Raw genomic sequence first — 23,090 nt, 5'->3', positions numbered from 1 at the left:
AGATCAACGACTATCGAGTGGACGCGGCCTCGGCTATCCGGATGAAGTCCCCGACGGCCAGTTGTTCGCCGCGCACCGCCGGGTCGACGCCCGCGGCGACGAGCAGCCGCTGCGCCTCGGCGGCCGAACCCGCCCAGCCGGACAGCGCCCCGCGCAGCATCTTGCGGCGTTGCGCGAAAGCCGCGTCCACCAAGGCGAACAGCCGCTTCGGGTCCACAGTGGACAGCGGTTCGTGCCGGTCGAACGCGACCAGCGCCGAGTCCACGTTGGGCACGGGCCAGAACACCGAGCGCGGCACGGGACCGGCGCGGCGGGCGTCGGCGTACCAGGCGAGCTTCACGCTGGGCACGCCGTAGACCTTGCTGCCGGGGCCCGCGGCCATCCGGTCGGCCACCTCGGACTGCACCATCACCAACCCGGTGCGCAACGACGGCAGCACGGCCAACAGGTGCAGCACCACGGGCACGGCCACGTTGTACGGCAGGTTCGCCACCAGGGCGGTCGGCTCGACCGGGAGCTGGTCCGGGGTGACGCGCATCGCGTCCGCGTGCACGACGCTCAGCCGGTCGGCCAGCCGAGGCGCCCGCTCGGCCACCGTGACGGGCAGGCGGTCCGCGAGCACCCCGTCGATCTCCACGGCCACCAGCGCGCGACAGGAGGGCAGCAACGCCAACGTCAGCGAGCCGAGGCCGGGCCCCACTTCGAGCACGACGTCGTCGGGGCGCAGGTCGGCCGCCGACACGATGCGCCGCACCGTGTTCGGGTCGTGCACGAAGTTCTGCCCCAGCTTCTTCGTGGGGCGGATGTCCAGCTCGGCGGCCAGCCGACGGACGTCGGCCGGACCGAGGAGCTGGCTCCCCGACCCGGCCGACGTCGAATCCTCAGTCACCCGTGCATTCTTACGGCAGGCCCAGCTTCTGCTGGCAGTGGGGCCACGCCGAGTAGCCGCCGCGCGCGTCGCGGAGCTTGGTGGCGATGGCGATCTGCTGCTCGCGGGTCGCCTGGTGCGGGTACGCGGCGTACTGGCTGCCTCCGTAGGAGTCCCAGGTGCCCTTGGCGAACTGGAGGCCGCCGTAGTAGCCGTTGCCGGTGTTGATGGCCCAGTTGCCGGTCGCCTCGCACTGCGCCAGCGCGTCCCAGACCGCGCCGTCGGGCGGGAGCTTCGTGCCGACCTTGACCTTCTTCGGCTTCGGCTCCTTGGTGACCTTCGCGCCCAGCTTCTCGCGGCCGATCTCGGCGCCGTTCTTCACCGTGACGCGGTAGGTGACGATCTGCTCGCCGGCCTCGCCCGGGTCCAGGACCTCCTTCTGGCCCTTCATCATCGTGTCGTCCTTGACCTCTTCGACGGGCGGCTGGATGGCCTCCGTCGCGTTGATCACCGACACGCCGGTGCGCGTGATGTGGACCTCGGCGCCGTTCGTGACGCGCAGGTCGATCGCCGTCTCGAGCTTGTCGTCGGCGCCGAGCGTGAGGTTCTCGGTCTTCAGCAGCTCTTCGACGGTCACGGCCGTCGTCTGGATCTGCCGGGGCGCGTTGCCGCCGTCGTAGAGCGTGATGGTCTTGAGGCTCTTGACCTCGAGCGAGAGGCCGTTGAGGGGGACGTCCATGCCGCGGTCGTGGGAGAGCCACGCGCCCTCGTCGTTCACCTGCAGCTGGTCCAGCGCCTCGTCCACGGTGACCGAGCGGACCCAGCCCTCGCGCTGCTCGCCGTCGACCGTCATCTTCACCAGCCGGCCGCGGTCCAGCGAGATCTTCCCGCCGTCGCTCACCTTCGCCTGGGGTGACGGGCTCAGCGCGTCGTGCTCGCCGATCGCGATGCCCTCGTCGGCGAGGATCTCGCCGACGGTCGACTCGTACGTGCGGACGGTCGTGGCCTCGCCGTCGACGTCGACCGTGACGGACTTGTCCATCGCGATCGCGGTGGCGCCGCCGCCGGAGATGGTCACCAGCACGGTGAGCACCGCGGCCTTGAGGAAACGCCGCTTCCACTTCCCCGCGGCTTCGACCAGCGCGGCGGGCGGGGCGCTCGGCCGCTCGGCGGCCAGGCTGCCCGCGACCCGGTCCTGGGAGACCTCGTCGGGGATGATGATCGGGGGTAGGAGCGTGGTCTCGGCGTTGATGAGCCGGATCAGCTCGTCGACGTCGACGTTCGCCCCTGCGAGCAGTTCGTCGGCGTCCGGGCCCAGCACTTCCAGCACGTCGTCCGGGGTGATGGTGAACACCGCGGTGTCCCATTCGGACGGCGGCAGCCCGGGTCTGTCCAGGACGTCGACACCCGCCGCGGGTGTCGACTGCACGGGCGTAAACCAGTCGGTGTCCTCGTTGAACGAGTTCACGGGGTGCCATACCTCCTGAAGGCGCGAAGTCCGGCGACGCGCACGATCGGTGTCGGTGGTCAGCTGGTGATCTCCGGCAACTCCTGTGCGTGTTCGGCTTCTCGCTTCTGGTGTCAACGTGACCCGCCCCGACTGCGGGTGCGCCCCGAATCACGACTCGGGGCACGGTCACGGGACCGTAACGGGTTCACGGGGGTTGTGCCAACACCCCGACAACCCTTGTGAGTTCAGTCACTCCGTCAGGGGAGCAAGTCTGTCCGCCATTCGTCGTAAGTGGTATTACGACTTCACCGCGTCACGAAGGCCGAAGACACGTTCGGCGTTTCGGGTGATCTCCGTGGCCAACTCACCCAGGTCGATCTCACGCAGCGTCGCTATGTCGCGGAGGGTGTAGTTCGCGCAATACGGCTCGTTCGGGCGACCTCGGTACGGGTGGGGCGTGAGGAACGGCGCGTCCGTCTCGACGAGCATGTGGTCCTCCGGCACCCACAGTGCGGCTTCCCGCAGGGCGTGGGCGTTGCGGAACGTCGCCGTGCCCGCGAACGAGAGCACGAACCCGCGTTCCACGCACGCGCGCGCGAAGGAGAGATCGCCGGAGAAGCAGTGGAAGACCACAGTGGACGGCGCGCCCTCGGCGTCGAGCACCGCGAGGATGTCGTCGTGCGCGTCCCGGTCGTGGATCATCAACGGCTTGCCGACCCGTTTGGCCAGGTCGATGTGCCAGCGGAAGGCCTCGTGCTGGGCCGGTTTCGGCGCGTAGTCCCAGTAGTAGTCCAGGCCGGTCTCGCCGATCGCGACGACCCTGGGCTGCTCGGCGAGCCGGGCCAGCTCGGTCTGCTCGACCTCGCCGAACGTCGACGTGCGCGTGGGGTGCAGGGCGACGGCCGCGAACACCCGGTCGTCCCACGTGGCGGCTTCGGCGGCCCACCGCGCGGCGTCGAGGTCGTCGGCGACCGTGATCACGCGGTCCACGCCCGCCTGCGCGGCCCGGTCGACGATCGCGCGGACCTCGTCGGGCGTCCGCGCGCCGCACGCGTCGAGGTGGGTGTGGGCGTCGACCACCGGCGCCGGAAGGGTTTCCGGGACCGGTGGCCGCTCGCCGCGACGCTTGGTCACTTGACGATCGGGGCCCACTCGGGGCCGGTCTCACCCAGTTCGGGGTCGAGCTTCGCGAACAGCGGCGCCGGCTTGGCCAGCGGCCTGCCGACCTCGATCGGGGTCGACGCCCACGTCGCCTGCTCGGCCGCGTAGTCGCCGGTCAGCACCGGGTACTCGCGGTCGGGCACGTCCAGGTCGGCGACGTCGGTCAGCTGCGGCTGCGCCGCCCACACGCCCGTGCCGCCGAGCGCCTCGTGCACCTTCTGCGCCGAGTGCGGCAGGAACGGCGTCAGCAGGGCGTTGGCGTCCTGCACGACCTGCAACGCGGTGTGCAGCACGGTGTCGCGGCGCTCCGGGTCGTCCTTGAGCTTCCACGGCTCCTGGTCGGACAGGTAGCGGTTGGCCGCGCCGACCACCTTCATGGCCTCGGACGACGCCTGCTTGAACCGGGAGCGGCGCAGGTTCGCGCCCACCACGTCGAACGCCTTGCGGGACAGCTCCAGCAGCTCGTGGTCGGCCTGCGTGGGGCTCGTCGGCCGCGGCACCGCGCCCACGTTCTTGTGCGCCATCGAGATGGACCGGTTGACCAGGTTGCCCCACTCGTTGGCCAGCTCGAAGTTCGTCCGGCGGACGAACTCCTCCCAGGTGAAGTCGGTGTCCTGGTTCTCGGGGCCGGCGACGGAGATGAAGTAGCGCAGCGCGTCCGGCCCGAACTCCTTGAGGAAGTCCGTGACGTAGATGACGGTGCCGCGCGAGGTGGAGAACTTCGAGCCGCTCATGGTCAGGAACTCGCTGGAGACCACTTCGGTGGGCAGGTTCAGCGTGCCGAACGAGCCGGGCTCGCCGCCCTTCGCGCCCTGGCCGTTCTGCCCGAGGAGCAGGGAGGGCCAGATCAGCGAGTGGAAGACGATGTTGTCCTTGCCCATGAAGTAGTAGCCCTGGGCGTCGCCGGTCCAGAACTCCTTCCAGGCGTCGGCGTCGCCCGTGCGGCGGGCCCACTCGACCGACGCGCTCAGGTAGCCGATGACCGCGTCGAACCACACGTAGAAGCGCTTCATCGGCTGCTCGCTCCAGCCGTCGAGCGGGATGGGGATGCCCCAGTCCAGGTCGCGGGTGATGGCGCGCGGGCGCAGGTCGCTGATGAGGTTCTGGCTGAACTTGAGCACGTTCGGCCGCCACTCGGTGCGGGTCTGGAGCCAGCCGCCGAGCGCGTCGATGAACTGCGGCAGGTCCAGGAACAGGTGCTCGGTCTCGACGAACTTCGGCGTCTCGCCGTTGATCCGGCTGCGCGGGTTCTTCAGGTCGACGGGGTCCAGCTGGTTGCCGCAGTTGTCGCACTGGTCGCCGCGGGCGCCGTCGTAGCCGCAGATCGGGCAGGTGCCCTCGATGTAGCGGTCGGGCAGCGTGCGGCCGGTGGAGGGGCTGATCGCGCCCATCTCGGTCTTCGGGATGACGTAGCCGTTGCGCCAGAGGGCGAGGAACAGCTCCTGGACCACCTTGTAGTGGTTGCCGGTGGTGGTCCGGGTGAACAGGTCGTAGGACAGGCCGAGGCCGTGCAGGTCGTTCGCGATCACGCGGTGGTACTTGTCCACGAGCTCGCGGGTGGACATGCCCTCCTTCTCGGCCTGCACCGAGATGGGTGTGCCGTGCTCGTCCGAGCCGGAGACCATCAGCACCCGGTTGCCCGACATGCGCATGTAGCGGGAGAACACGTCGGAGGGGACACCGAAACCGGAGACGTGACCGATGTGGCGGGGGCCGTTGGCGTAGGGCCACGCCACCGCGGTCAGCACGGAGGCACTCATGGGCCAAGCCTACGGAGCCGCTCCCAGCGGGTTTCCGCGGGTTGGGCAGTGCCGGGGCAGGCTGCGGATCTCCGTTCGGAGTCGGCGGTTAACGATCTACGGCGGCGGCTCGATGCACAGCGGTACCCACCGCCCAGCCTTCCCGGAGCGCCCCGTGTCGAACCCCCACCAGCCGCCGTTCCCCGCCGACGACCAGGCCGCTCAGGGGTGGCACGACCCGGCCGGCCCGCAGTCCGGTCCCTACCCGGTGCAGCCGTACCAGCAGCCGACCCAGCCGTACGCCCCGCCGCCGTACGCCCAGCCCTACCCCCCGCAGCAGCCCTACGCCCAGCCCTACCCGCCACCGCCCTACGTCCAGCACGTGATGCCGCAGCAGAACGTGCAGGTCAACGTCATCGCCGGCCGACGCGGCGTCAACCACGGGCTGCACCTGATCCTGACGATCCTGACGTGCGGCCTGTGGGCGATCGTCTGGATCATCGTGGCGATCTCGAACAGCTGACCGCCGGGCGTGCGGCTCGTGCGGGTCAAGAACCGCTGATCACGGCGTCGTACAGGGCCTTCTTGCTCACCCCCGCCGCCTCGGCGACCTCGGCCGCCGCCGTCTTCGTCCGCTCGCCGGCGGCCACGCGCTGCCTCACCTCGGCCACCAGCGCCTCGATCGGCGGGGCCTCGCGGGCCTCGGCGGGCGCCAGCACGACGGTGACCTCGCCGCGCACGCCCTCCGCCGCCCACTCGGCCAGCTCGCCGAGCCCACCCCGCTTGACCTCCTCGTACGTCTTCGTCAGCTCCCGGCACACGGCGGCACGGCGGTCCGCACCGAGCTCGTGGGCGGCGTCGGCGAGGGTGTCCGCGAGCCGATGGGGTGATTCGAAGAAGACGCACGTGCGGGGCTCGTTCGCCAGCGCCGCGAACCACCGCCGCCGTTCGCCCTGCTTGCGCGGCGGGAAGCCGTCGAAGCAGAAGCGGTCCGACGGCAGGCCCGACACGGCCAGCGCGGTCGTCACCGCGGACGGCCCGGGCAGGCACGTGACCTGGATCCCCTCCTCGACGCACGCCGCCACGAGGCGGTAGCCGGGGTCGGACACGCTCGGCATGCCGGCGTCGGTCACCAGCACCACCGTCCGACCGTCCCGCAGCGCCTCCAGCAGGCCGGGCAGCCTGGCCGTCTCGACCTGGTCGTAGAAGCTGACCACCCGGCCCTTCGGGGTCACGTCCAGGGCCGAAGCGAGCGACCGCAGCCGTCTGGTGTCCTCGGCCGCGATCACCTCGGCCGTGCCCAGGGCCTCGACCAGGCGCGGTGAAGCGTCCCGGACGTCGCCGAGCGGAGTAGCCGCCAGCACCAAACGGCCTGATCCAGATACAGGTCTCACGTGTCTCACCCTACGATCGTGCGCGTGAGCCTGATCGCACCGCAGTCCGCAGACGACGTGGTCGACGCCGGCGAGGTCCCGCCGACGAGCCCGCCACCGGGCAACGACCGCGAACAGCGGGCCCGCCAGCTCGAACCCGGCACGATGAGCGACGCCCTGAGGGGCTGGCTCATCACGTTGACCGTGGCGTTGATCGGCGGTGTGGTCCGGTTCTGGAACCTGGGGTTCCCGACCGACAAGGGCACGCCGGTCTTCGACGAGAAGCACTACGTGCCGCAGGGCGCGCAGGTGCTGCGCAACGGCGGGTACGAGGACAACCCCGGCTACGAGCTGATCGTCCACCCGCCGCTGGGCAAGCAGCTCATCGCGGTCGGCGAGTGGCTGTTCGGCTACGACGGCGTGGGCTGGCGGTTCGCGTCGGCGCTCGCGGGCACGCTGACGATCCTGCTGGTGATCCGGATCGCGCGGCGGATGACGCGGTCGGACCTGATCGGCGCCATCGCGGGCGTGTTGCTGATCGCGGACGGCATGAGCCACGTGCAGTCGCGGATGGGGATGCTGGACGCGTTCCTGACGTTCTTCGTGGTGGTGGCGTTCGCGTGCCTGGTGGTGGACCGGGACCAGGTGCGGTCGCGGCTGGCCGTCGCGGTGCGCGAGGGCTGGGTGACGAACTCGCCGTTCGGCCCGTGGCTGGGTTTCCGCTGGTGGCGGTTCGCGGGCGGGGTCGCGTTGGGCCTCGCGTGCGGCGTGAAGTGGTCCGGCCTGTGGTACATCGCGTTCTTCGGCGTGCTGTCGGTGTTCTGGAGCGCGCTGGCCCGTCGTTCGGCGGGCGTGGAGCGGCCGTGGGCGGGGGCGTTCGCGAAGGACCTGCTGCCGTCGCTGTTCGCGCTGCTGGTGATCCCGCTGCTGGCGTACCTGGCGACGTGGTGGGCGTGGTTCGCGTCCGAGACGGCCATCGACCGGCACATCGCGGGCACCAAGATCCCCGAGGACGGCTGGATCCCGGCGCCGCTGCGGGCGCTCTGGTACTACAGCGGCAACGTGCTGGAGTTCCACACCAAGCTGGTGACGCCGGAGTCCAACCCGCACCCGTGGGAGTCGAAGCCGTGGACGTGGCCGATGGGCCTGCGGCCGATGCTCTACTACTTCGAGGGCGCCGTGCAGGGCTGCGGCGGGCCGAGCTGCGTGGGCGCGATCATGCTGATCGGGACGCCCGCCCTGTGGTGGCTGGCGTTCCCGGTGCTGGCGTGGGCGATGTGGCAGTCGATCGCCAAGCTGGACTGGCGGTACGCGGCGGTGCTGGTCGGCTACGGCGCGGGCTTCCTGCCGTGGTTCATCAACGTCGACCGGCAGATGTACTACTTCTACGCCATGCCGATGGCGCCGTTCCTGGTGCTGGGCATCGCGCTGGCGCTGGGCGAGATGCTGGGCAGGCGGACCGACGGCAAGGAACGCCGGGGCACCGGCCTGCTCGCGGTGTCGCTGTACGTGGGCCTGGTCGTGGCCAACTTCGTGTGGCTGTGGCCGATCCTCAACGGCATCCCGATCACCCCGGAAGTGTGGGACGCCCAGAAGTGGCTGCCGTCCTGGAACTGATGTCCGGGCCGTCCCGGAACTGACCCGCGGTAACGGACAGCACCACGACGGGGATGACAGGTGAACGGCGGAGAACACCTCTCCGACCCGGTTCGCCTGGATAGCCGTGGGGGTTCGATGGGACTGTTCAACAAGACGCCCGAGGAATTGGCCGCGAAATCGGCAGCCGCCGCCGTGGCGAAAGCCCGGCAGGACGCGGCCCGCTTCGCGGCCTCACCGGCGGGGCAGGCGCGGACGGCGAAGGAGGAAGGAGCGCAGCTCTTCCAGATCTCGATCGACCTGGAGAGCACGTCGGCGCGTTCGAGCCTCGGCGCCGCCACGGTCCAGCGGCGCAGCAACGACCACACGCAGATCTTGAACGAGGTCGTGGCCGAGGGCTGGAAGTTCGAGGCGATCTCGACGACGTTCATCCCGACCACCACGACCACCACCGAACGCTGGTACACGAACGGCACCCGGGAAGCCACGGCCGGGGTCGTCCTAGCCACCTACGTGTTCAGTGCGGCAGTTCGGTGAGCACCGGGTTGCGGATGCTCTCGTAGATCACCGAGCTGCGGAAGCTGATGACTTCGCGGCGTTCGCTCAGGCGGTCGATGAGGAACGCGTGCAGGTGTTCCAGGTCGGGCACGGCGAGGTGGATGAGGAAGTCGTCGTCGCCCGCCACGACGTACATCGCGGTCACCTCGGGCAGGGCGCCGATCGCCGCTTTGAAGTTGGCGATCACGGCACGGCTCATCGGGCGCAGGCGGGCGGCGACGAAGGCTTGGACGGGGCGGTTGAGGGCGCTCAGGTCGACGTCCGCGTGGTAGCCCCGGATCACGCCGCGTTCGCGTAGCGCGCGCACGCGTTCCAGGCACGTCGACGGCGCGACGCCGAGGCGCCGGGCCAGTTCGCGGTTGGTCAGCCGCGCATCCAGTTGCAGATTCCTGATGATCGCCGAATCAAGTTCGTCCACGTCCCGATCATGCCAAACCCTGCCGAACGAAGTTCGGCGACGCTGGATCAGGCCGTTCAGGTGGGTAATTCTGAGTCCAATCCACCGAACGAACGGACCGGAACGTGCTGCCCACCAAACTCGCGTTGATCCTGCGTGACGACCTGCCGCCCAACCTCGCCGCCAACGCCGCCGTCGTCCTCGGCCTCACCCTCGGCGCCCGCCTGCCCGACCTGCTCGGCGAGGACGCCAAGGACGCCGACGGCACCCTCCACCTCGGCCTGAACACCCACCCGGTGCCGGTGCTGACCACGTCCGCGGACCACCTCAAGGCCCTGCACCGCGCCGACGGCGTGCTGAAGATCGGCTTCACCGAGGTCGCCCGCCGCTCCCGCGCCTACCCCGAGTACCTGGAAGCCCTCGCCCTCGCCGAGGACCCGGAGTTCGTCGCCGTCGCCCTCTACGGCCCGCGCGCGGAGGTCACCCGGTTGACCCGCAAGCTCCCGTTGATGTCGTGAGGCTCGACGGCATGAGGCTCACCGCGATGTACGTCGGCGCGGTGCTCGGTCCCGGCGTGCTGGTGCTGCCCGCCCTGGCCAACGACGCCGCCGGGCCCGCGTCCGTGCTGGCGTGGGCCGCGTTGCTGGTGTTGAGCGTCCCGATCGCGGTGTCGTTCGCCCGGCTCGGTGAACGGCACCGCGGCGGGGTGGTCGGGTTCGTGCGCACCGCGTTCGGCAGCCGCGCGGCACGGCCGGTCGCGTGGTGGTTCTACCTGGTCGGGGTGCCGTTCGGGGTGCTCGGCGGTGCGCTGGTCGGCGGTCGGTACATCGCCTACGCGCTCGGTGGCGGGGACCCCGTGGTGATCGGGGTCGTGCTGCTGGCCGCCGCGTTCGCCGCCAACTACGCGGGGCTGCGGGTGTCCGCGGTCGCCCAGGTGCTGCTGGTCGGGCTGCTGGCGGTGCTCCTGGCCGTGGCGATCGCGGGCAACGCGCCGAACGTGGCGCGAGACGACTTCGAGCCGTTCGCGCCGCACGGGTGGCTCGCCGTCGGGCACGCCGCCGTGGTGCTGTTCTTCGCGTTCTCCGGCTGGGAGGCGGCGAGCAACCTCGCCGACGAGTTCGGCGACGTCCGCCGGGCGACGTGGCGGACGCTGGCCGTCGTCGCGGTGCTGTACCTCGGTCTGGCGGTCACGACGGCGGGCACGACGAGCGACGTCCCGCTCGCCGACCTGCTGGAGCGCGTGTTCGGCCCGTCCGCCCGGCTGGTCACGGCGGTGGCCGCGACGCTGCTGACGTTCGGCGCGATCAACACCTACCTGGCGGGCGGCGCACGCCTGGGCGGACGGCACGGCCTGACCGGCTTGCTGGTGCTGTGCGCGCTGGTCACGGCCGTCACGCTGCGCCTGCACGTCGAGCTGGACACCTTGATGCGCGTCGCGTCGACCACGTTGGCGGCGGTGACGGCGGCGGGACTGGCCGCCGCCGTCAAGCTCCTCCGCAGCCGCACGGCCGCGTTCGCCCTCGGCTGCACGTCGCTGGTGCTGGCGTTCTCGGGCGTGCTGCTGGCCGTGCCACTGGTGATCGGGGTCGCGGCGCTGGTCAGCGCACGGGTCGGGTCGGCGGTTCCGGCCGGTCGATCATCCTCGTGACCGGGCCTTCCTTGCTCAACCCCGCCTGCGAGAGCCACGTGCTCAGCTCGGTGCGGATCGCGGCCAGCGCGGGCCGCTTGGCCGGGTCGGCGTCCAACGCGCTGGTGAGCAGCCGGGCGTGGGCGCTGTGCTGGGGCAGCTTCACGCACGGTTCGCCCTGCGCGGCGGCCATCAGCGACGAGATCGGGTTCTCCCGCGAGCCGCGCGGCGGGTGGCCGGTGAGCGCGTAGCTGACCGTCGCGGCCAGCTGCCAGGCGTCCGACGCGGGGCTCGCGGCCTCGCCGCGGGCGGTCTCCGGCGCCAGGAAGTCGGGCGTGCCGACCATCATCCCGGTGGCGGTGAGCGTGCTGTCGCCCTTCGACCGGGCGATGCCGAAGTCGATCAGGTGCGCGGTGCCCTGGGTGTCCACGATGACGTTGGACGGCTTCACGTCCCGGTGCAGCACGCCCTGCTCGTGCGCGGCGGCCAGCGCGTCCGCCATGTTCACCCAGAGCCGGGCGGCGAGCGTGTCGGCGAGCAGACCGCTGGTGAGCACGACGTCGGACAGCGGTTGGCCGTCGATGTACTCCATGACGATGGCCAGGCCGTCCGGGTCCTGCACGATGTCGAACACGCGCACGCAGTTCGGGTGGCGCACGGCCGCCAGAGCGCGCGCTTCACGCAGCATGCGCTGCTCGGTGTCGTTGTCGGGCGCGTGCGCGAGCTTCACCGCGACCGTGCGCGCCAACTGCTCGTCCACGGCCAGCCACACCGTGCCGAACCCGCCGCGGCCGAGCTGGCGGATCCGCCGGAACCGACCGCCCGCCGGGTTCCAGACCTTGCCGGAGTCGGGCGCGGGCGTCGGCGCGCTGGAGCCGCCGCTGCCCGGGCCGAACGGCAGCGGGCCGGGCGTGTCGGCCAACGGCGCCGGCTGCTCGGGCCTGGTCGGCCTCGGCGACTCGACGGGCACGTCGGCGACCCGCGTCGGCGGGTAGTGCCGGGCGGGCGGCGTCGGCCGGTAGGGCGGCACCGGCTGGTACGGCGGGATCTGCGCGGGCTGGTAGGGCGGCGGCTTCTCCACCTTGTAGGGCGGCGGCTTGTGCGGCTGGTGCGGTGGCGGCTGCTGCTGGGACGACTGCGGCAGCGACTGGTGCGGCTGCTGCGACGGCGAGGGCGGTGGCGTTCTCGACACCGCGGGTTGCGGGCTCGGGTTCCCGCGATCGCGACCGGGGCGGTTCAGCATGGCGGTAGTCAACCCGAAAACCCGCACGACGAGGGAGCCCAACACCGCGATCGGGAAGAACCCGAGCAGCAGGTGGCCCACGAACGCGACCGGCAGCGCGGACGTCGCCAGCAGCAGGACCAGGAACGGCGGCCAGAACACCCGGCGCGGCCAGCTCGGGCCGAGCCGGAACGCCGAGCCCGCCTGGAGCATCACGAACAGCAGGCACAGCAGCGCGAGCAGCGCCGCGGCGCCGGCCGCGATCACCTCCGCCACCCCGGCGCTGCCGGAGATCGCGGTGACGAACGAGCCCGAGGTGACCAGGTAGTCGTACTGGCTCAACGCCAGGCACGGCGACTCGTCCAGCGTCTCCATGCCCGGCAGCGCGCGGGTGCGCAGCAGCTTGTAGGCGGCCGAGAACGCCACCCACGGCAGCACCAGCGTGCTGACCACGCCGAGCACCGCGAAGATCGCGCCGGTGAACGGGCCGTAGGAGTTGCCGACGACGCGGCGGACGGTGATCGACAGCAGCGCGGCGATCGTCGGCAGCACGCCGATCAGGGCGCCGAACGCGGTGACGGTCCAGGCCCAGTCGCCGGGGCAGAGGGGCACACCGGACCAGCCGTGCAGCCACGCCAGCAGCGACTCGGCCAGCTCCACGACCCGCACCACCCCTTCTCGTCGCCTCTCAGGGTACGGGTGCGGGCCACACCGACAGCGCCGTCCGGGCAACATCGTGCAGTTCAGCCCGCGTGGCGCCGTCCCGGGCCAGCGACGACATGCCCCGGACGGTGGCGGCGACGAACACGGCGAGGCGGTGCGCGTCCGTGCCCGCGGGGAGCGCGCCGGTCGCGACGTCGTGCCGGATCTTGTTCTCGACGGCCTGTCTGGCCTGGTCACGCAGGCCGTCCAGCTCGGGGGCGCTGAGCACCAGGCAGCCCTTGGGCCGGTCGGGGGTCGTGTACTCGACGGCGGCTTCGGTGAGGATCCGCTCGACGGCCTGGCGCGCGGTGGGTTCCTCGTCGAGGGCTCGCGCGGTGAACGCGCCGTAGGTCTGCTGGTAGCGGGCGACGGCTTCGGTGAAGAGGGCCCGCTTGTCGCCGAACGCGGCGTAGAGGCTCGGCGGGTTGACCCCGGTGGTCGCGGTCAGGTCGGCGACGGAGGTCGCTTGGTAGCCGTCGCGCCAGAAGGCGCGCGTGACCTGGTCCAGCACGTCGTCCCGGTCGAACCCGCGTTTGCGCCCCACCATGGCGCTCATTTTATAACGTCCGCTACAGTTCGCGCTTGTGTAGTGGTCGTTACAGATTGGAGCGCTGGTGAAGACGGCATTGGTGACCGGGGCGAGTCGTGGGATCGGGCGGGCGATCGCACTGCGGCTGGCGGCAGACGGGATGCGGGTGGTCGTGCACTACGCGCGGGACGCCGACGCGGCGGAGGCCGTGGTGGAGGAGGCCGGCGGTGGGGCTTTCGCGGTGCGGGCGTCGTTGCCCGCCGAGCTGGACGAGTTGGTGGCCGCCCTGCCGCCGTTGGACGTGCTGGTGAACAACGCCGGGATCGGGCTGCCGGCACCGATCGAGGAGGTGACGCCCGCGGCGTTCGACGAGGTGTTCGCGGTGAACGTGCGGGCGCCGTTCTTCCTGGTGCAGCGCGCGCTTCCGTTGCTGCGGGACGGCGGGCGGATCGTGAACATCTCGTCCGGGGCGACGCGCATCGCCATGCCGGTGGGCATCGCGTACTCGATGACGAAGGGCGCGCTGGACACGTTCACGCGCACCCTGGCCCAACACCTGGGGCCGCGCGGGATCACGGTGAACACCGTCGCGCCGGGCGTGGTCGACACCGATCAGAACGCGTCCTGGCTGCGCGGGAACCCGGCGGCGGAGGCGGCGATGGCGGCGCGTTCGGCATTGGGCCGGATCGGTTATGCCGGCGATATAGCCGATGTGGTCTCGTTCGTGGCATCGGACAAGGCGCGGTGGATGACGGGGGCGTGGCTCGATGCGACCGGAGGAGCGCACTTGTGACCGCACTACTACACCGGTAGGTCGGCACGGCGTCGAGGGGAAGGGTCCGGCTCACAGGGTGCGAGCCGGACCCCGCGCGTGCGCTCGCCGCTAGCTCACACGCGCTCCCACAAGGCGGGCACCGTCGGCGGATCCCAGCCTGGTTGGGACGTGTGCCCCTGCAAGCACCTGTACCCGACGCCGTCGTACGTCACGAGGGAGCCGGTCGCGTACGCGACGCCTGGCTGCCAGGTGGTCTGGCCGGGGTCCGTGGAGGTCGTCGTGGTCGGCGAGGTGGTGCTGGTTGGCGTGCCGCCACTGACGATCAACTGGAGGCCGTAGACCTGGAGGATCTCGTTGACCGGCTGGAAGTAGATCGTCCCGCCGGACGTGCAGTTCCCGGAGCCACCGGAGGTGACGCCCTGCGCCTGGTCACCGGTCAGCCACGAGCCGCCGGAGTCGCCGGGTTCGGCGCAGGCGTTCGTGCGGGTCAGGCCGGTGATCGTGCCTTCGGGGTAGGTCACGGAGGTGTTCTTCTGCTGGATGGTGCCGCAGCGCCAGCCCGTGGTGGAGCCGGAGCGGCAGACGGAGGCGCCCACCGGCGCCTCGGTGGAACCGGCGACCGGCACCGTGCCGGGGTAGCGGTTGACGAGGGCGCGGCCGGTGTTGCCGGCGGCCGTGCGGACCCAGGCGTAGTCGTTGCCGGGGAAGCTGGAGCCGGCGAACGTGCCGCTGGGCTGGGTGGTGCTCGCGCCCGTCCGGCCGCAGTGCCCTGCGGTGACGAAGCCGCCGTTGACCGCGAACCCGACCGAACACCGCGAGCCGCTGCCGATGTAGTAGGCGTTGCCGCCGATCACGTCGATCAGCGGGCGCGGCTCCTCGGTGGACGGCTCGATCCGGACGTCGGTGGTGGTGAGGCCGCTGGCGTGCGCGAACGCGGTCGCGGCGGCGACGTCGCGGGCGAGGACGACCACGGTGTTGGTGGGCGCGTCGACGTACCAGCCGGGCACGGACCGCGGCGCGTTGCGCGCGTTCCGGTCGAGCTTCACCTTGAGGGCGTCGAGCTGGGCGAGGGACCGTGGCACCAGCTCCGCCCGCGCGCCGGCCGCTTCGACGGCCTGGATCTGCGACGCGGCCGTGACGCCGACGACGAGTTCGGTGGCGTCGGAGTTCAGCCAGGCGCCCGCGAAACCGGGGCCGAGCCGTGCCTTGAGCGTGCTCTCGGTCCGCGCCGCGCCCGCTTCGCGCTCGATGCGGGCGCGGGCTTCGTCGGGGGTGAGATGGAGGTCGCGCGCCATCGCGGCGACCATGCCGCCGTCAACGGCGAGCTGGGGCGGTGGTGGACCCGCGGTCGCGGTGGTGGCCAGCGCAGCTGCCAATCCGGCAGCGCTCAGGACCGCCACGGCGACCGCGGCGACACTACGTCGGGTCATCCGCTGTCTCCTTGCAGGGGTGGTGACACGGGATGCGGGGCCGTGCACCCGACGCTAGCCGGCGGAAACGTCCGGCGGATATGCCAGTCCAGTCATAACGCCACGTTATGGTCCAGTCCACTTCCGATCTTGAGCACGACGGAACGGCAGGTCAGGCCCATGCCTGCCGACGACCGACACCGGGCACCGGTCCGTCAGGCGACCCGGCGCTCCGGACTGACGTCGGGCTGGAACAGCCACCCGACCTGGCGGAAGTCCTTGACCTCGACCTCGACCCGGTCGAACACCAGCCGGTCGAGGCCGCGGACGCCGCTCGTCACCACGTCCTGGTAGTAACGGTCGGAGATGATCAGGGCGAGATCCCGCGCGGGGTGGCGCTCGACGAACTCCCGGAGCGGTCCGGCGTCGACCAGCCTCGCCGTGGTGACCACGGCCGGTCCGCCGAGGTGCGGCGCGTTGACCGTGATCTCGCCGTGGTCCAGTGCCGCCCGCACCTGGAGCCGGTGCTCGGGGTCGGCACGGCGGTTCACGTCGTGCAGGGCGATGGCCAGTTCGCGGAGCACGAAGTCCGCCAGCAGCCACGCCTTCGGCACCTCGGGCCCGATGAGCAGGGTCATGCTGTCACCGTCGGGACGGGTGTGCATGGCGGCGTTCGGGAACAACAGGTGCAGCCCGCTTTCGGACGCCCTCTCCACGACGGACTTCAGCTGCGCGTCCAGGAAGGTCTGCCGATCGGGTCCGCGGGAACTGGAGCGGACGATGTCCACCCGCAGGACGCTGCGGGGTACGGGAAGTGAGTCCACGTGCGTCTCCGACGTTCAGGTGTCGAGTGTGCGGCTTGTGCGCACTCACCCTCGGGGACAGACGCCAGAACCACCACATCCGATGATGATTTGTCCGTAGATTTGCGTTGACATGACGTCGTCGGCCGCCGCGCGCAGGCACCGGACGCACGGCACCACCACCTTGCGGTACTGGGAGAACGCCAGCCGCCACTCCTTCAGGTCGACCAGGACCCGGTGCGCGGTCATGGGTGACACGTGGGCGAAGCCGGCGATCGTGTGCTGCGTGTACGGCACGATCGCGCCACGAGCCCCGTTCGAGTGCCGGTCCGTCAGCGTGGCCACGGCGCGCAGCACCCGGATCGACTTCCGGTCCGTCTGCCCTTCGGCGGCCCGCAGCAGCGCGGTCACCCGTCGCATGATGCCCAGCCACAACGCCGGGTGGTCGTGGAGGAAGCGGACGAACGCGTCCTTGGCGATCCTGATCGCCGCCACGGAACTCTGGGCGACCACCGAGGCGGAGCGGCGCCCGTTCTCCTCGACGCAGGCGATCTCACCGAGCAGTTCACCGCTGCCGCAGATGTTGAGCAGGTGCTCCTTCCCGTCGACGTCGCTCTTCACGATCTTGACGTCACCGGAGTCGATCACGAGCACGTGATCTCCCCGATCGCCCTCCCTCATCAGCATTTCGCCGGTTCGGTAGGACACCTTCCTCCCGGTCCGGTACAGCTCGTTCCGTTCAGCAGTGCTGAGTTGTGCCATGAAGTTGGTCATGCCCCGCCGACTCCCTGACGCATTCCACCCGAGCGGTGAAAACCGCCCGACCACCCCGGACGTAAAGATCGAATTCCATGCGAGCCAGCCTGCCGAATGGCATCCGATTGGGCTACTTTGCCTCGTCACTGACGAATTTTCCAGTGAGGGAGACGGATGGTCGCCAGGCGTCGCCGAACGGCCGCGCGGCGACGGTGTGCGGCCGGGATCAGCAGACGCAGAACTCGTTGCCCTCCGGGTCGGCCATCACCACGTGGTGTTCCGGGTACTCCTGCATCACGCTCCCACCCGCCGCCAGCAGCAGTCCCACCTTGGCCTTGACCGCCGACCAGCGCTCCTCCGCCGGCACCTCCAGGCTCACCCGGACATCCAGGTGCAGCCGGATCTTCTCGGTCTTCGGCTCCCGCACCTGCTGCAGGAACAGCTTCGGGCCCACGCCGGCCGGGTCGTGCAGCCAGGCGCCGTCGTCCTGGTCGTCGTCGGGGTCGTCGTAGTGGGCCACCCACTCCGCCCTCGTCTTGAACGGCGGCGGCGGTGGTTCGTCCTCGTAGCCCAGGGCGAGTTTCCAGAACTCCGCGAGCTGCGTCGGGTGGTGGCAGTCGAGTGCCAAGCCGATGGTGTGCGCCATGCCGCCGACCGTAGCCGGCAGGTCCGACAATGTCCGGGCGAGCGTCACAGCAGGCTGAGCTGGGTGCCCTTGCGCTTCCGGCGCGGCTGGGCGTCGCCCCATTGCTCGTAAGCCTTCAGCGCCGCCAGGAACGGCGACTTCGGTCGCCCGGTCGTGTGACTCAGGAACAGGTGCCGCTGAGCCCTGGTCATCCCGACGAAGAACAGCCGGCGCTCCTCGTCCACCGCCTCCGCGTCGTCCGACCCCGGCCAGCGCAGCGGCAGCAACCCGTCCTCGCACCCGACGATGAACACGACCGGGAACTCCAGGCCCTTCGACGCGTGCAGCGTGAGCAGCGAGATCCGGTCCGCCCGCGGGTCCCACGTGTCCACCTCCACCCCCAGCGCGAGAGCCGTGTGGAAGCGCTCGAAGTCCGTCCCGCACTCGGCGGCCAGAGGTTTCAGCAGCTCATAGGCAGTGTGGTCGTCGCCCGCCACGGCACGCACGCGCTCCAGGACCGTGTCGCCGGCGGTGAACTTCAGGTCGTGCGCGATCCGCGCCACGCCGGGCCGATCCGCCAACCGATCGTGTGAACGCTTCTGGAACGGCAGACCGGACTGCGTCAACGCCTCGACCAGCGCCCGCGACTGCCGATCCGTCCGGTACAGCACGGCGAAGTCCGAGAACCCCAGACCCTGCGTGCCGTCGCCCACCACCCGACCGCTGTCGAACGCGTGGAACGACGCCCCGCCCAGCACCTGCTCGATCGTCCGCGCCACGAACCCCGCCTCGGCCGCCTCCGACGACGCGTGGTGCACCCCGATCGGCGCGGCACCGTGGTCGATCATCGGCCGCAGCTCCCGCCCCGGCACGAGCGACGACGGCGCGATCACCTCCAGCGCACCCGTCACGACCGCCGCCGACGACCGGTAGTTCCTGGTCAGCTGCACGGTCCGGGCCCCGGGGAAGTCCTCCCGGAACCGCAGGAAGAACCCGACGTCGGCGCCGCGGAACCGGTAGATCGCCTGGTCGGGGTCGCCGATCGCGGTCAGGTTGCCGTCCGGCGGCACCAGCAGCCGCAGCAGCCGGTACTGCTGCTCGTCCACGTCCTGGTACTCGTCCACCGACACCCACCGCCACCGCGCCCGGTAGCCGTCGACCAGCGCGGGCGACTCGGCCAGCAACGACAGCGGCAACGAGATCAGGTCGTCGAAGTCCACCAAGTCCTGCGCCCGCAACGCCTTCTTGTACCGCGCGTCCCCGGCGACGATCAGCTCGCGCGCCTCCTTCTCGTCCGCGACGACGGACAGCGCCACCTCCAACTGCCGATCCGGGTCCGCCACCCCGAACGACGCCGACAGCCCGAAGTGCGCGCTGTGCTCACGCAGGATCAGCACCCCGAGCGAGTGGAACGTCGCGATCGTCAGCTCGCCGACGGCGTCGGGCGCCAGCCGCGCCAGCCGTTCCGCCATCTCCTCCGCCGCACGCCGGGTGAACGTGATCGCCAGGCACTCCGACGCCGGCACGCCCCGTGACGTCACCAGGTCCGCGATCCGGTGCGTCAACGTCCGAGTCTTCCCCGTGCCCGGCCCGGCGATGATCAGCAACGGCCCGCCGGCCACCTCCGCCGCCGCCCGCTGCTCCGGGTCGAGACCGTCCAGCAACGACGACCCGGCCGGCTCCACGACGGGCGCCGGCACGGCGACCGGAGCGGGCGCGGGCCGAGGACGCTCCACAGTGGACGGAACAGGGGCGGCGTAGTCGAACAGCGCGAACGCCGAACGCCGACGCTCCAGCTCACCAGGCTCGAACACCCGGATCACGCCGTACTCTCCGTCGTACCCCGAGTCGCGCACCACCTCGCCGCGCCGCAGCCGGGTCACCGCCTCGGCCAGCAACGGCGAGTGCACGCCGATGTCGTCCACCGGCACGTCCCGCAGGATCACCAGCTCCGGCCCCAGCGCCGCGGTCAGCTTGTCGATCTCCGCCAGCACCTTCTTGCTCTTCGGCCCGGTGCCCACGATCTCGCTGACGATCTCCGGCAACGGCACCAGGCTGGTGAACCCGGCCGCGCCCGAGGGCCGCGCGCCGTGCGGCCGGTCGGCCAGCTCCTCCACCCGGCTGAGCACACCGACCGTCAACGGCTTGCCGCACTCCGGGCAGATGCCGTGGTGCGCCAACGTCTCCTCGGGCTCCATCCGCACACCGCACTTGCGGTGCCCGTCGACGTGGTACTTGCCCTCCTCCGGGAAGAACTCCAACGACCCGGCGAACCCGTCGCCGGTCTCCAGCGCCGCCCGCACCGAGTAGTAGTCCAGCTCCGTGTCGAACAGGGTCGCCTCACGCCCCAGCGCCGGCGGCGAGTGCGCGTCCGAGTTGCTGACCAGCCGGTACTTGTCGAGGCTCGACACCCGCCAGTTCATCCCGGGGTCCGAGGACAGCCCGGTCTCCACCGCGAACACGTGGGACGCGAGGTCGGCGTAGCAGTCCTCGATGGCGTCGAACCCCGACTTCGACCCGAGCACCGCGAACCACGGCGTCCACACGTGCGCGGGCACGAGGTAACCGCCGCACTCCAGCGTGATCTCCAGCAGGTCGCGCGAGTCGAGCCCGAGGATCGGCCGCCCGTCCGACCCGAGGTTGCCGATCTTGGCGAGCCGGGCGTTGAACCGCGCCGCGGACGACAGGTCGGGCATGTAGATGAGGTGGTGCACCTTGCGCGTGCGGTCGCCGCGCTTGTAGATGGTGGAGATCTCCACCGAGAGCATGAACCGCACCGGCGCGGTGGCCAACGACGGCGGCAGCGTCCGGTCGATCTCGCGGTCGAGGTCGTCGCGCAGCCGGAACAGGCCCGGCGAGGCCTCGACCAGGTTCTCGCTGAGGTGGTCGTACCAGGCGGGGTAGGTGAAGTCGCCCGTGCCGACCAGCGAGATCCCCTTGCGGCGGGCCCACCAGGTCAGGTGTTCGAGGTCGCAGTCACGGCTGCAGGCCCGGGAGTACTTGGAGTGGATGTGGAGATCCGCCACAAAGCGCACCGGCCACAGGGTAGTGAGTGATCGACTCGTGCCCCGCGCGAGGTCTCACAAGGAATCCACAGCCGAGCGGTCCACACTTCCGCCATGCCCGCCCGGATCCTCATCGCCGAAGACGACCCCAAGCAGGCGGACGTGCTGCGGCGCTACCTCGAACGCGACGGCCACATCACGGCGGTCGTGCACGACGGCCGCACCGCGCTCGAGCTGGCCCGTCGCCGCTCGCCCGACCTGCTGGTGCTGGACTTGGCCCTCCCGGGCGTGGACGGCCTGGACGTGTGCCGCGCGCTGAGGTCCGAGACCGCCGTCCCCGTCATCATGCTCACCGCCCGGACCAGCGAGGACGACCTGCTGCTCGGCCTGGCCGTCGGCGCGGACGACTACGTCACCAAGCCGTACAGCCCGCGTGAGCTGGTCGCCCGGGTGCGCACGGTGCTGCGGCGGGCCGCGCCGGTGCCGCCGGGGCTGTACCGGGTCGGCGGCCTGGTGGTCGACGTGGCGCGGCACGAGGTGCACGTCGACGGCGTGCCGGTGGACACCACGCCGGCCGAGTTCACCGTGCTGAGCTGCCTGGCCGCCGCGCCGGGCCGGGTGTTCACGCGTCAACTGCTGCTGGAACGCGCCACCGGCTTCGGCCGGGAGGCCACCGCGCGCACGATCGACATGCACGTGCTGAACCTGCGCCGCAAGATCGAGCCGGAGCCGACCCGGCCGCGCCGCCTGCTCACCGTCTACGGCGTCGGCTACAAGCTCGCCGAGCCCGGTGAGCCGTGAGCCTCCTGGCCCGGCTGCTCGGCCTTTCGCTGGCGGTCGCGGCGGTCGCGGTGGTGGCGACCGCGTTGCTCGCCGTGCACGACACCGGGAGCCGGTTGCGGGACGAGGTCCCGCTGCTGGAAACCGACGGCGACATCCGCGCCGCCCTGCTGGGTCACGCCCGGCAGCACCGCGACTGGACCGGCGTCGGACCGCTGGTGCGGGACCTGGCCGAACGCACCGGCCGCCGCATCGCCCTGACCACCCCGGACGGCACGCCGATCGTCGACTCGGCCGTGCTGCTCGGGCAGGGTGACGTCGGCCTGCCGTCCGTGCCGTCGGTCGGGATCGACGCGACCGAGCCGGTCACCGCCGCCCTGGAGCCGACCGGCGGTCCGGGCCTGCGCTACCGGGGCTGGCGGCTGACCGACGAAGAACGGGCGCACCGGGACGCGCTCGTCGCCGAGGCCGTCGACTGCCTGCGCCACCAGGGCGACCTGCCCCGTCAGGTGGGCGTCAACGGCCCGTTCGCGACCGGGCCGAGCCGGCACGGTGACAGCTGCGTGCCCGCGGAGCTGTCCGCGCCGAGCGCCGCCGCACGCGAGGTGAACGACCGTGCCGCCGAACGCACCGCCGCCTGCCTCGACCACCTCGGACTGGCCCGCGAAACGTCCACGAGCACCCGCAAGGGTCCTGAGTGGACACAGTGCGAAGAGGACGGACGCAAGGACGCGCTGCGGCCTCACGTCGCGCCGGTCGCCGACCTCTACCTGGGCACCAGCGACCGGTTCGACCCGCTGTCGGCCGACGCCTGGTGGCGCACGGCGGGCACCGTCGCGGTGGTCCTGCTGGTCGCGGCGGCCGTCACGGTGCTCGCCGGACGTCGCCTGGTCCGGCCGATCCTCACCCTCACGACCGCCGCGCGGCGTATGGCGGCGGGCGACCGGGGCACGCGGGTGCCGGTGCGCGGCAACGACGAGGTGACCCGGCTCGCGCACGCGTTCAACGCCATGGCGCAGGCCGTCGGCGCCGGTGAACGCCAACGCCGTGACCTGATCGGGGACGTCGCCCACGAGCTGCGCGCGCCGCTGGCGAACGTCCGCAGCAGCCTGGAAGCGGCCGAGGACGGCGTGCTGCCGCTGGACGCCGCGCTGCTCCGGTCGCTGCACGAGGAAGCCGCGTTGCTGGAACGCCTGGTCGCCGACCTCCAGGACCTGGCCCTCGCCGACGCGGGCGAGCTGCGCGTGCACCCGGAGGACCGTGACGCGGCCGACCTCGCCCGCCAGGCCGTGACCGCGCACCAGGCACGCGCCGAGGCCGCCGGGATCACCCTGCGCGTCGACGCGCCGCGGCCGGTCACCGTGTTCGCCGACCCCGCGCGACTGCGCCAGGCGTTGGGCAACCTGGTGTCCAACGCCGTGCGGCACACCCCGCCGGGCGGGCTGGTGGAGGTGACCGTGCGCGGCGACGGCGGCGAAGTCGTCCTGACCGTCACCGACACCGGCCCGGGCATCGCCGCCGAGCACCTGCCGCACGTGTTCGACCGGTTCTACCGGGCCGGACCGTCCCGCGGCAGCGGTCTGGGCCTCGCCATCACGAAGCACCTGGTCGAGGCGCACGGCGGCACGGTCGAGGTGACGTCCGGCGGCGGGTCGACGTTCACCGTCCGCCTGCAAAGCGCGAGGCTGACAGGATCTTGACCGCTCCTCGGCACG

The 23,090-nt window shown here is 71.4% G+C and carries 21 protein-coding genes; 8 read left to right on the top strand and 13 right to left on the bottom strand.

What is annotated here, in order from left to right; all coding sequences use genetic code 11:
- Positions 1–10: 10 nt before the first annotated feature.
- The 4 genes from rsmA to metG form a co-directional block, all read right to left on the bottom strand.
- Entirely contained in the window at positions 11–889 is an 879-nt protein-coding gene (gene rsmA / locus ADK67_RS27025) for a 16S rRNA (adenine(1518)-N(6)/adenine(1519)-N(6))-dimethyltransferase RsmA (RefSeq protein WP_053719320.1), read from the bottom strand.
- A 10-nt stretch (positions 890–899) separates the two neighbouring features.
- The gene (locus tag ADK67_RS27020; protein WP_082403854.1) at positions 900–2,336 is read right to left on the bottom strand and encodes a resuscitation-promoting factor; all 1,437 of its coding nucleotides are present in this window, start codon (positions 2,334–2,336) and stop codon (positions 900–902) included.
- Positions 2,337–2,615: 279 nt separating this feature from the next.
- Complete coding sequence (locus ADK67_RS27015; protein WP_053719319.1) at positions 2,616–3,452, bottom strand: TatD family hydrolase; 837 nt, start codon at positions 3,450–3,452, stop codon at positions 2,616–2,618.
- The gene (gene metG, locus ADK67_RS27010; protein ID WP_053719318.1) at positions 3,449–5,239 is read right to left on the bottom strand and encodes a methionine--tRNA ligase; all 1,791 of its coding nucleotides are present in this window, start codon (positions 5,237–5,239) and stop codon (positions 3,449–3,451) included. The genes ADK67_RS27015 and metG overlap by 4 nt, the downstream gene beginning before the upstream one ends.
- 154 nt (positions 5,240–5,393) lie before the next feature.
- On the opposite strand from metG, the gene ADK67_RS27005 reads away from it, so the two are divergent.
- Positions 5,394–5,741, top strand: a complete 348-nt coding sequence (locus tag ADK67_RS27005) for a DUF4234 domain-containing protein (protein ID WP_053719317.1) — start codon at positions 5,394–5,396, stop codon at positions 5,739–5,741.
- 25 nt (positions 5,742–5,766) lie between these two features.
- Here ADK67_RS27005 and rsmI read toward each other — a convergent pair whose 3' ends face one another.
- On the bottom strand, positions 5,767–6,612 hold the full coding sequence (gene rsmI / locus ADK67_RS27000; protein WP_053719316.1) for a 16S rRNA (cytidine(1402)-2'-O)-methyltransferase: 846 nt from the start codon (positions 6,610–6,612) through the stop codon (positions 5,767–5,769).
- A 24-nt stretch (positions 6,613–6,636) separates the two neighbouring features.
- On the opposite strand from rsmI, the gene ADK67_RS26995 reads away from it, so the two are divergent.
- Positions 6,637–8,208: a phospholipid carrier-dependent glycosyltransferase gene (locus ADK67_RS26995; RefSeq protein ID WP_053719422.1), complete on the top strand. Its 1,572-nt coding sequence runs from the start codon at positions 6,637–6,639 to the stop codon at positions 8,206–8,208.
- Between the two features lie 117 nt (positions 8,209–8,325).
- Positions 8,326–8,724, top strand: a complete 399-nt coding sequence (locus ADK67_RS26990; protein WP_053719315.1) for a hypothetical protein — start codon at positions 8,326–8,328, stop codon at positions 8,722–8,724.
- Here ADK67_RS26990 and ADK67_RS26985 read toward each other — a convergent pair.
- Positions 8,705–9,163 (bottom strand): Lrp/AsnC family transcriptional regulator, encoded by a 459-nt coding sequence (locus tag ADK67_RS26985; protein ID WP_053719314.1) that lies wholly within the window; start codon positions 9,161–9,163, stop codon positions 8,705–8,707. The genes ADK67_RS26990 and ADK67_RS26985 overlap by 20 nt on opposite strands.
- Positions 9,164–9,267: 104 nt before the next feature.
- On the opposite strand from ADK67_RS26985, the gene ADK67_RS26980 reads away from it, so the two are divergent.
- Positions 9,268–9,660, top strand: coding sequence for a DUF2000 domain-containing protein (locus tag ADK67_RS26980; RefSeq protein ID WP_157620867.1), 393 nt, complete (start codon positions 9,268–9,270; stop codon positions 9,658–9,660).
- A gap of 11 nt (positions 9,661–9,671) precedes the next feature.
- Complete coding sequence (locus ADK67_RS26975) at positions 9,672–10,790, top strand: APC family permease (protein ID WP_157620866.1); 1,119 nt, start codon at positions 9,672–9,674, stop codon at positions 10,788–10,790.
- Here the strand turns inward: ADK67_RS26975 and ADK67_RS26970 are convergent.
- Both ADK67_RS26970 and ADK67_RS26965 read right to left on the bottom strand, forming a co-directional pair.
- The gene (locus ADK67_RS26970) at positions 10,741–12,663 is read right to left on the bottom strand and encodes a serine/threonine-protein kinase (protein ID WP_082403852.1); all 1,923 of its coding nucleotides are present in this window, start codon (positions 12,661–12,663) and stop codon (positions 10,741–10,743) included. The genes ADK67_RS26975 and ADK67_RS26970 overlap by 50 nt on opposite strands.
- 16 nt (positions 12,664–12,679) lie before the next feature.
- A complete protein-coding gene (locus ADK67_RS26965) occupies positions 12,680–13,240 on the bottom strand; it encodes a TetR/AcrR family transcriptional regulator (RefSeq protein ID WP_231648367.1) in 561 nt (186 codons plus the stop codon).
- A 67-nt stretch (positions 13,241–13,307) separates the two neighbouring features.
- Between ADK67_RS26965 and ADK67_RS26960 the strand changes: the two genes are divergently transcribed.
- Positions 13,308–14,015, top strand: coding sequence for an SDR family NAD(P)-dependent oxidoreductase (locus ADK67_RS26960; protein WP_331459343.1), 708 nt, complete (start codon positions 13,308–13,310; stop codon positions 14,013–14,015).
- A gap of 95 nt (positions 14,016–14,110) precedes the next feature.
- Here the strand turns inward: ADK67_RS26960 and ADK67_RS26955 are convergent, their stop codons facing one another.
- From ADK67_RS26955 to ADK67_RS26935, 5 genes are all read right to left on the bottom strand, one after another.
- On the bottom strand, positions 14,111–15,427 hold the full coding sequence (locus tag ADK67_RS26955) for an alpha-lytic protease prodomain-containing protein (protein ID WP_053719311.1): 1,317 nt from the start codon (positions 15,425–15,427) through the stop codon (positions 14,111–14,113).
- Between the two features lie 194 nt (positions 15,428–15,621).
- Positions 15,622–16,230: a hypothetical protein gene (locus ADK67_RS26950; RefSeq protein ID WP_157620865.1), complete on the bottom strand. Its 609-nt coding sequence runs from the start codon at positions 16,228–16,230 to the stop codon at positions 15,622–15,624.
- Between the two features lie 45 nt (positions 16,231–16,275).
- Positions 16,276–16,971: a Crp/Fnr family transcriptional regulator gene (locus tag ADK67_RS26945; protein ID WP_269436033.1), complete on the bottom strand. Its 696-nt coding sequence runs from the start codon at positions 16,969–16,971 to the stop codon at positions 16,276–16,278.
- A gap of 220 nt (positions 16,972–17,191) precedes the next feature.
- Positions 17,192–17,611: a VOC family protein gene (locus tag ADK67_RS26940; protein WP_053719308.1), complete on the bottom strand. Its 420-nt coding sequence runs from the start codon at positions 17,609–17,611 to the stop codon at positions 17,192–17,194.
- 44 nt (positions 17,612–17,655) lie between these two features.
- The gene (locus tag ADK67_RS26935) at positions 17,656–20,625 is read right to left on the bottom strand and encodes a UvrD-helicase domain-containing protein (RefSeq protein WP_053719307.1); all 2,970 of its coding nucleotides are present in this window, start codon (positions 20,623–20,625) and stop codon (positions 17,656–17,658) included.
- A gap of 84 nt (positions 20,626–20,709) precedes the next feature.
- Between ADK67_RS26935 and ADK67_RS26930 the strand changes: the two genes are divergently transcribed.
- Together ADK67_RS26930 and ADK67_RS26925 are read left to right on the top strand one after the other, a co-directional pair.
- Entirely contained in the window at positions 20,710–21,396 is a 687-nt protein-coding gene (locus ADK67_RS26930; protein ID WP_053719306.1) for a response regulator transcription factor, read from the top strand.
- The gene (locus tag ADK67_RS26925; RefSeq protein ID WP_053719305.1) at positions 21,393–23,075 is read left to right on the top strand and encodes an ATP-binding protein; all 1,683 of its coding nucleotides are present in this window, start codon (positions 21,393–21,395) and stop codon (positions 23,073–23,075) included. The genes ADK67_RS26930 and ADK67_RS26925 overlap by 4 nt, the downstream gene beginning before the upstream one ends.
- The last annotated feature ends 15 nt before the right edge of the window (positions 23,076–23,090 follow it).

Source organism: Saccharothrix sp. NRRL B-16348 (assembly GCF_001280085.1).
Classification (GTDB): domain Bacteria; phylum Actinomycetota; class Actinomycetes; order Mycobacteriales; family Pseudonocardiaceae; genus Actinosynnema.
The sequence above is the reverse complement of the archived record's forward strand: the minus strand, read 5'-3'. Positions and strand labels throughout refer to the sequence as shown.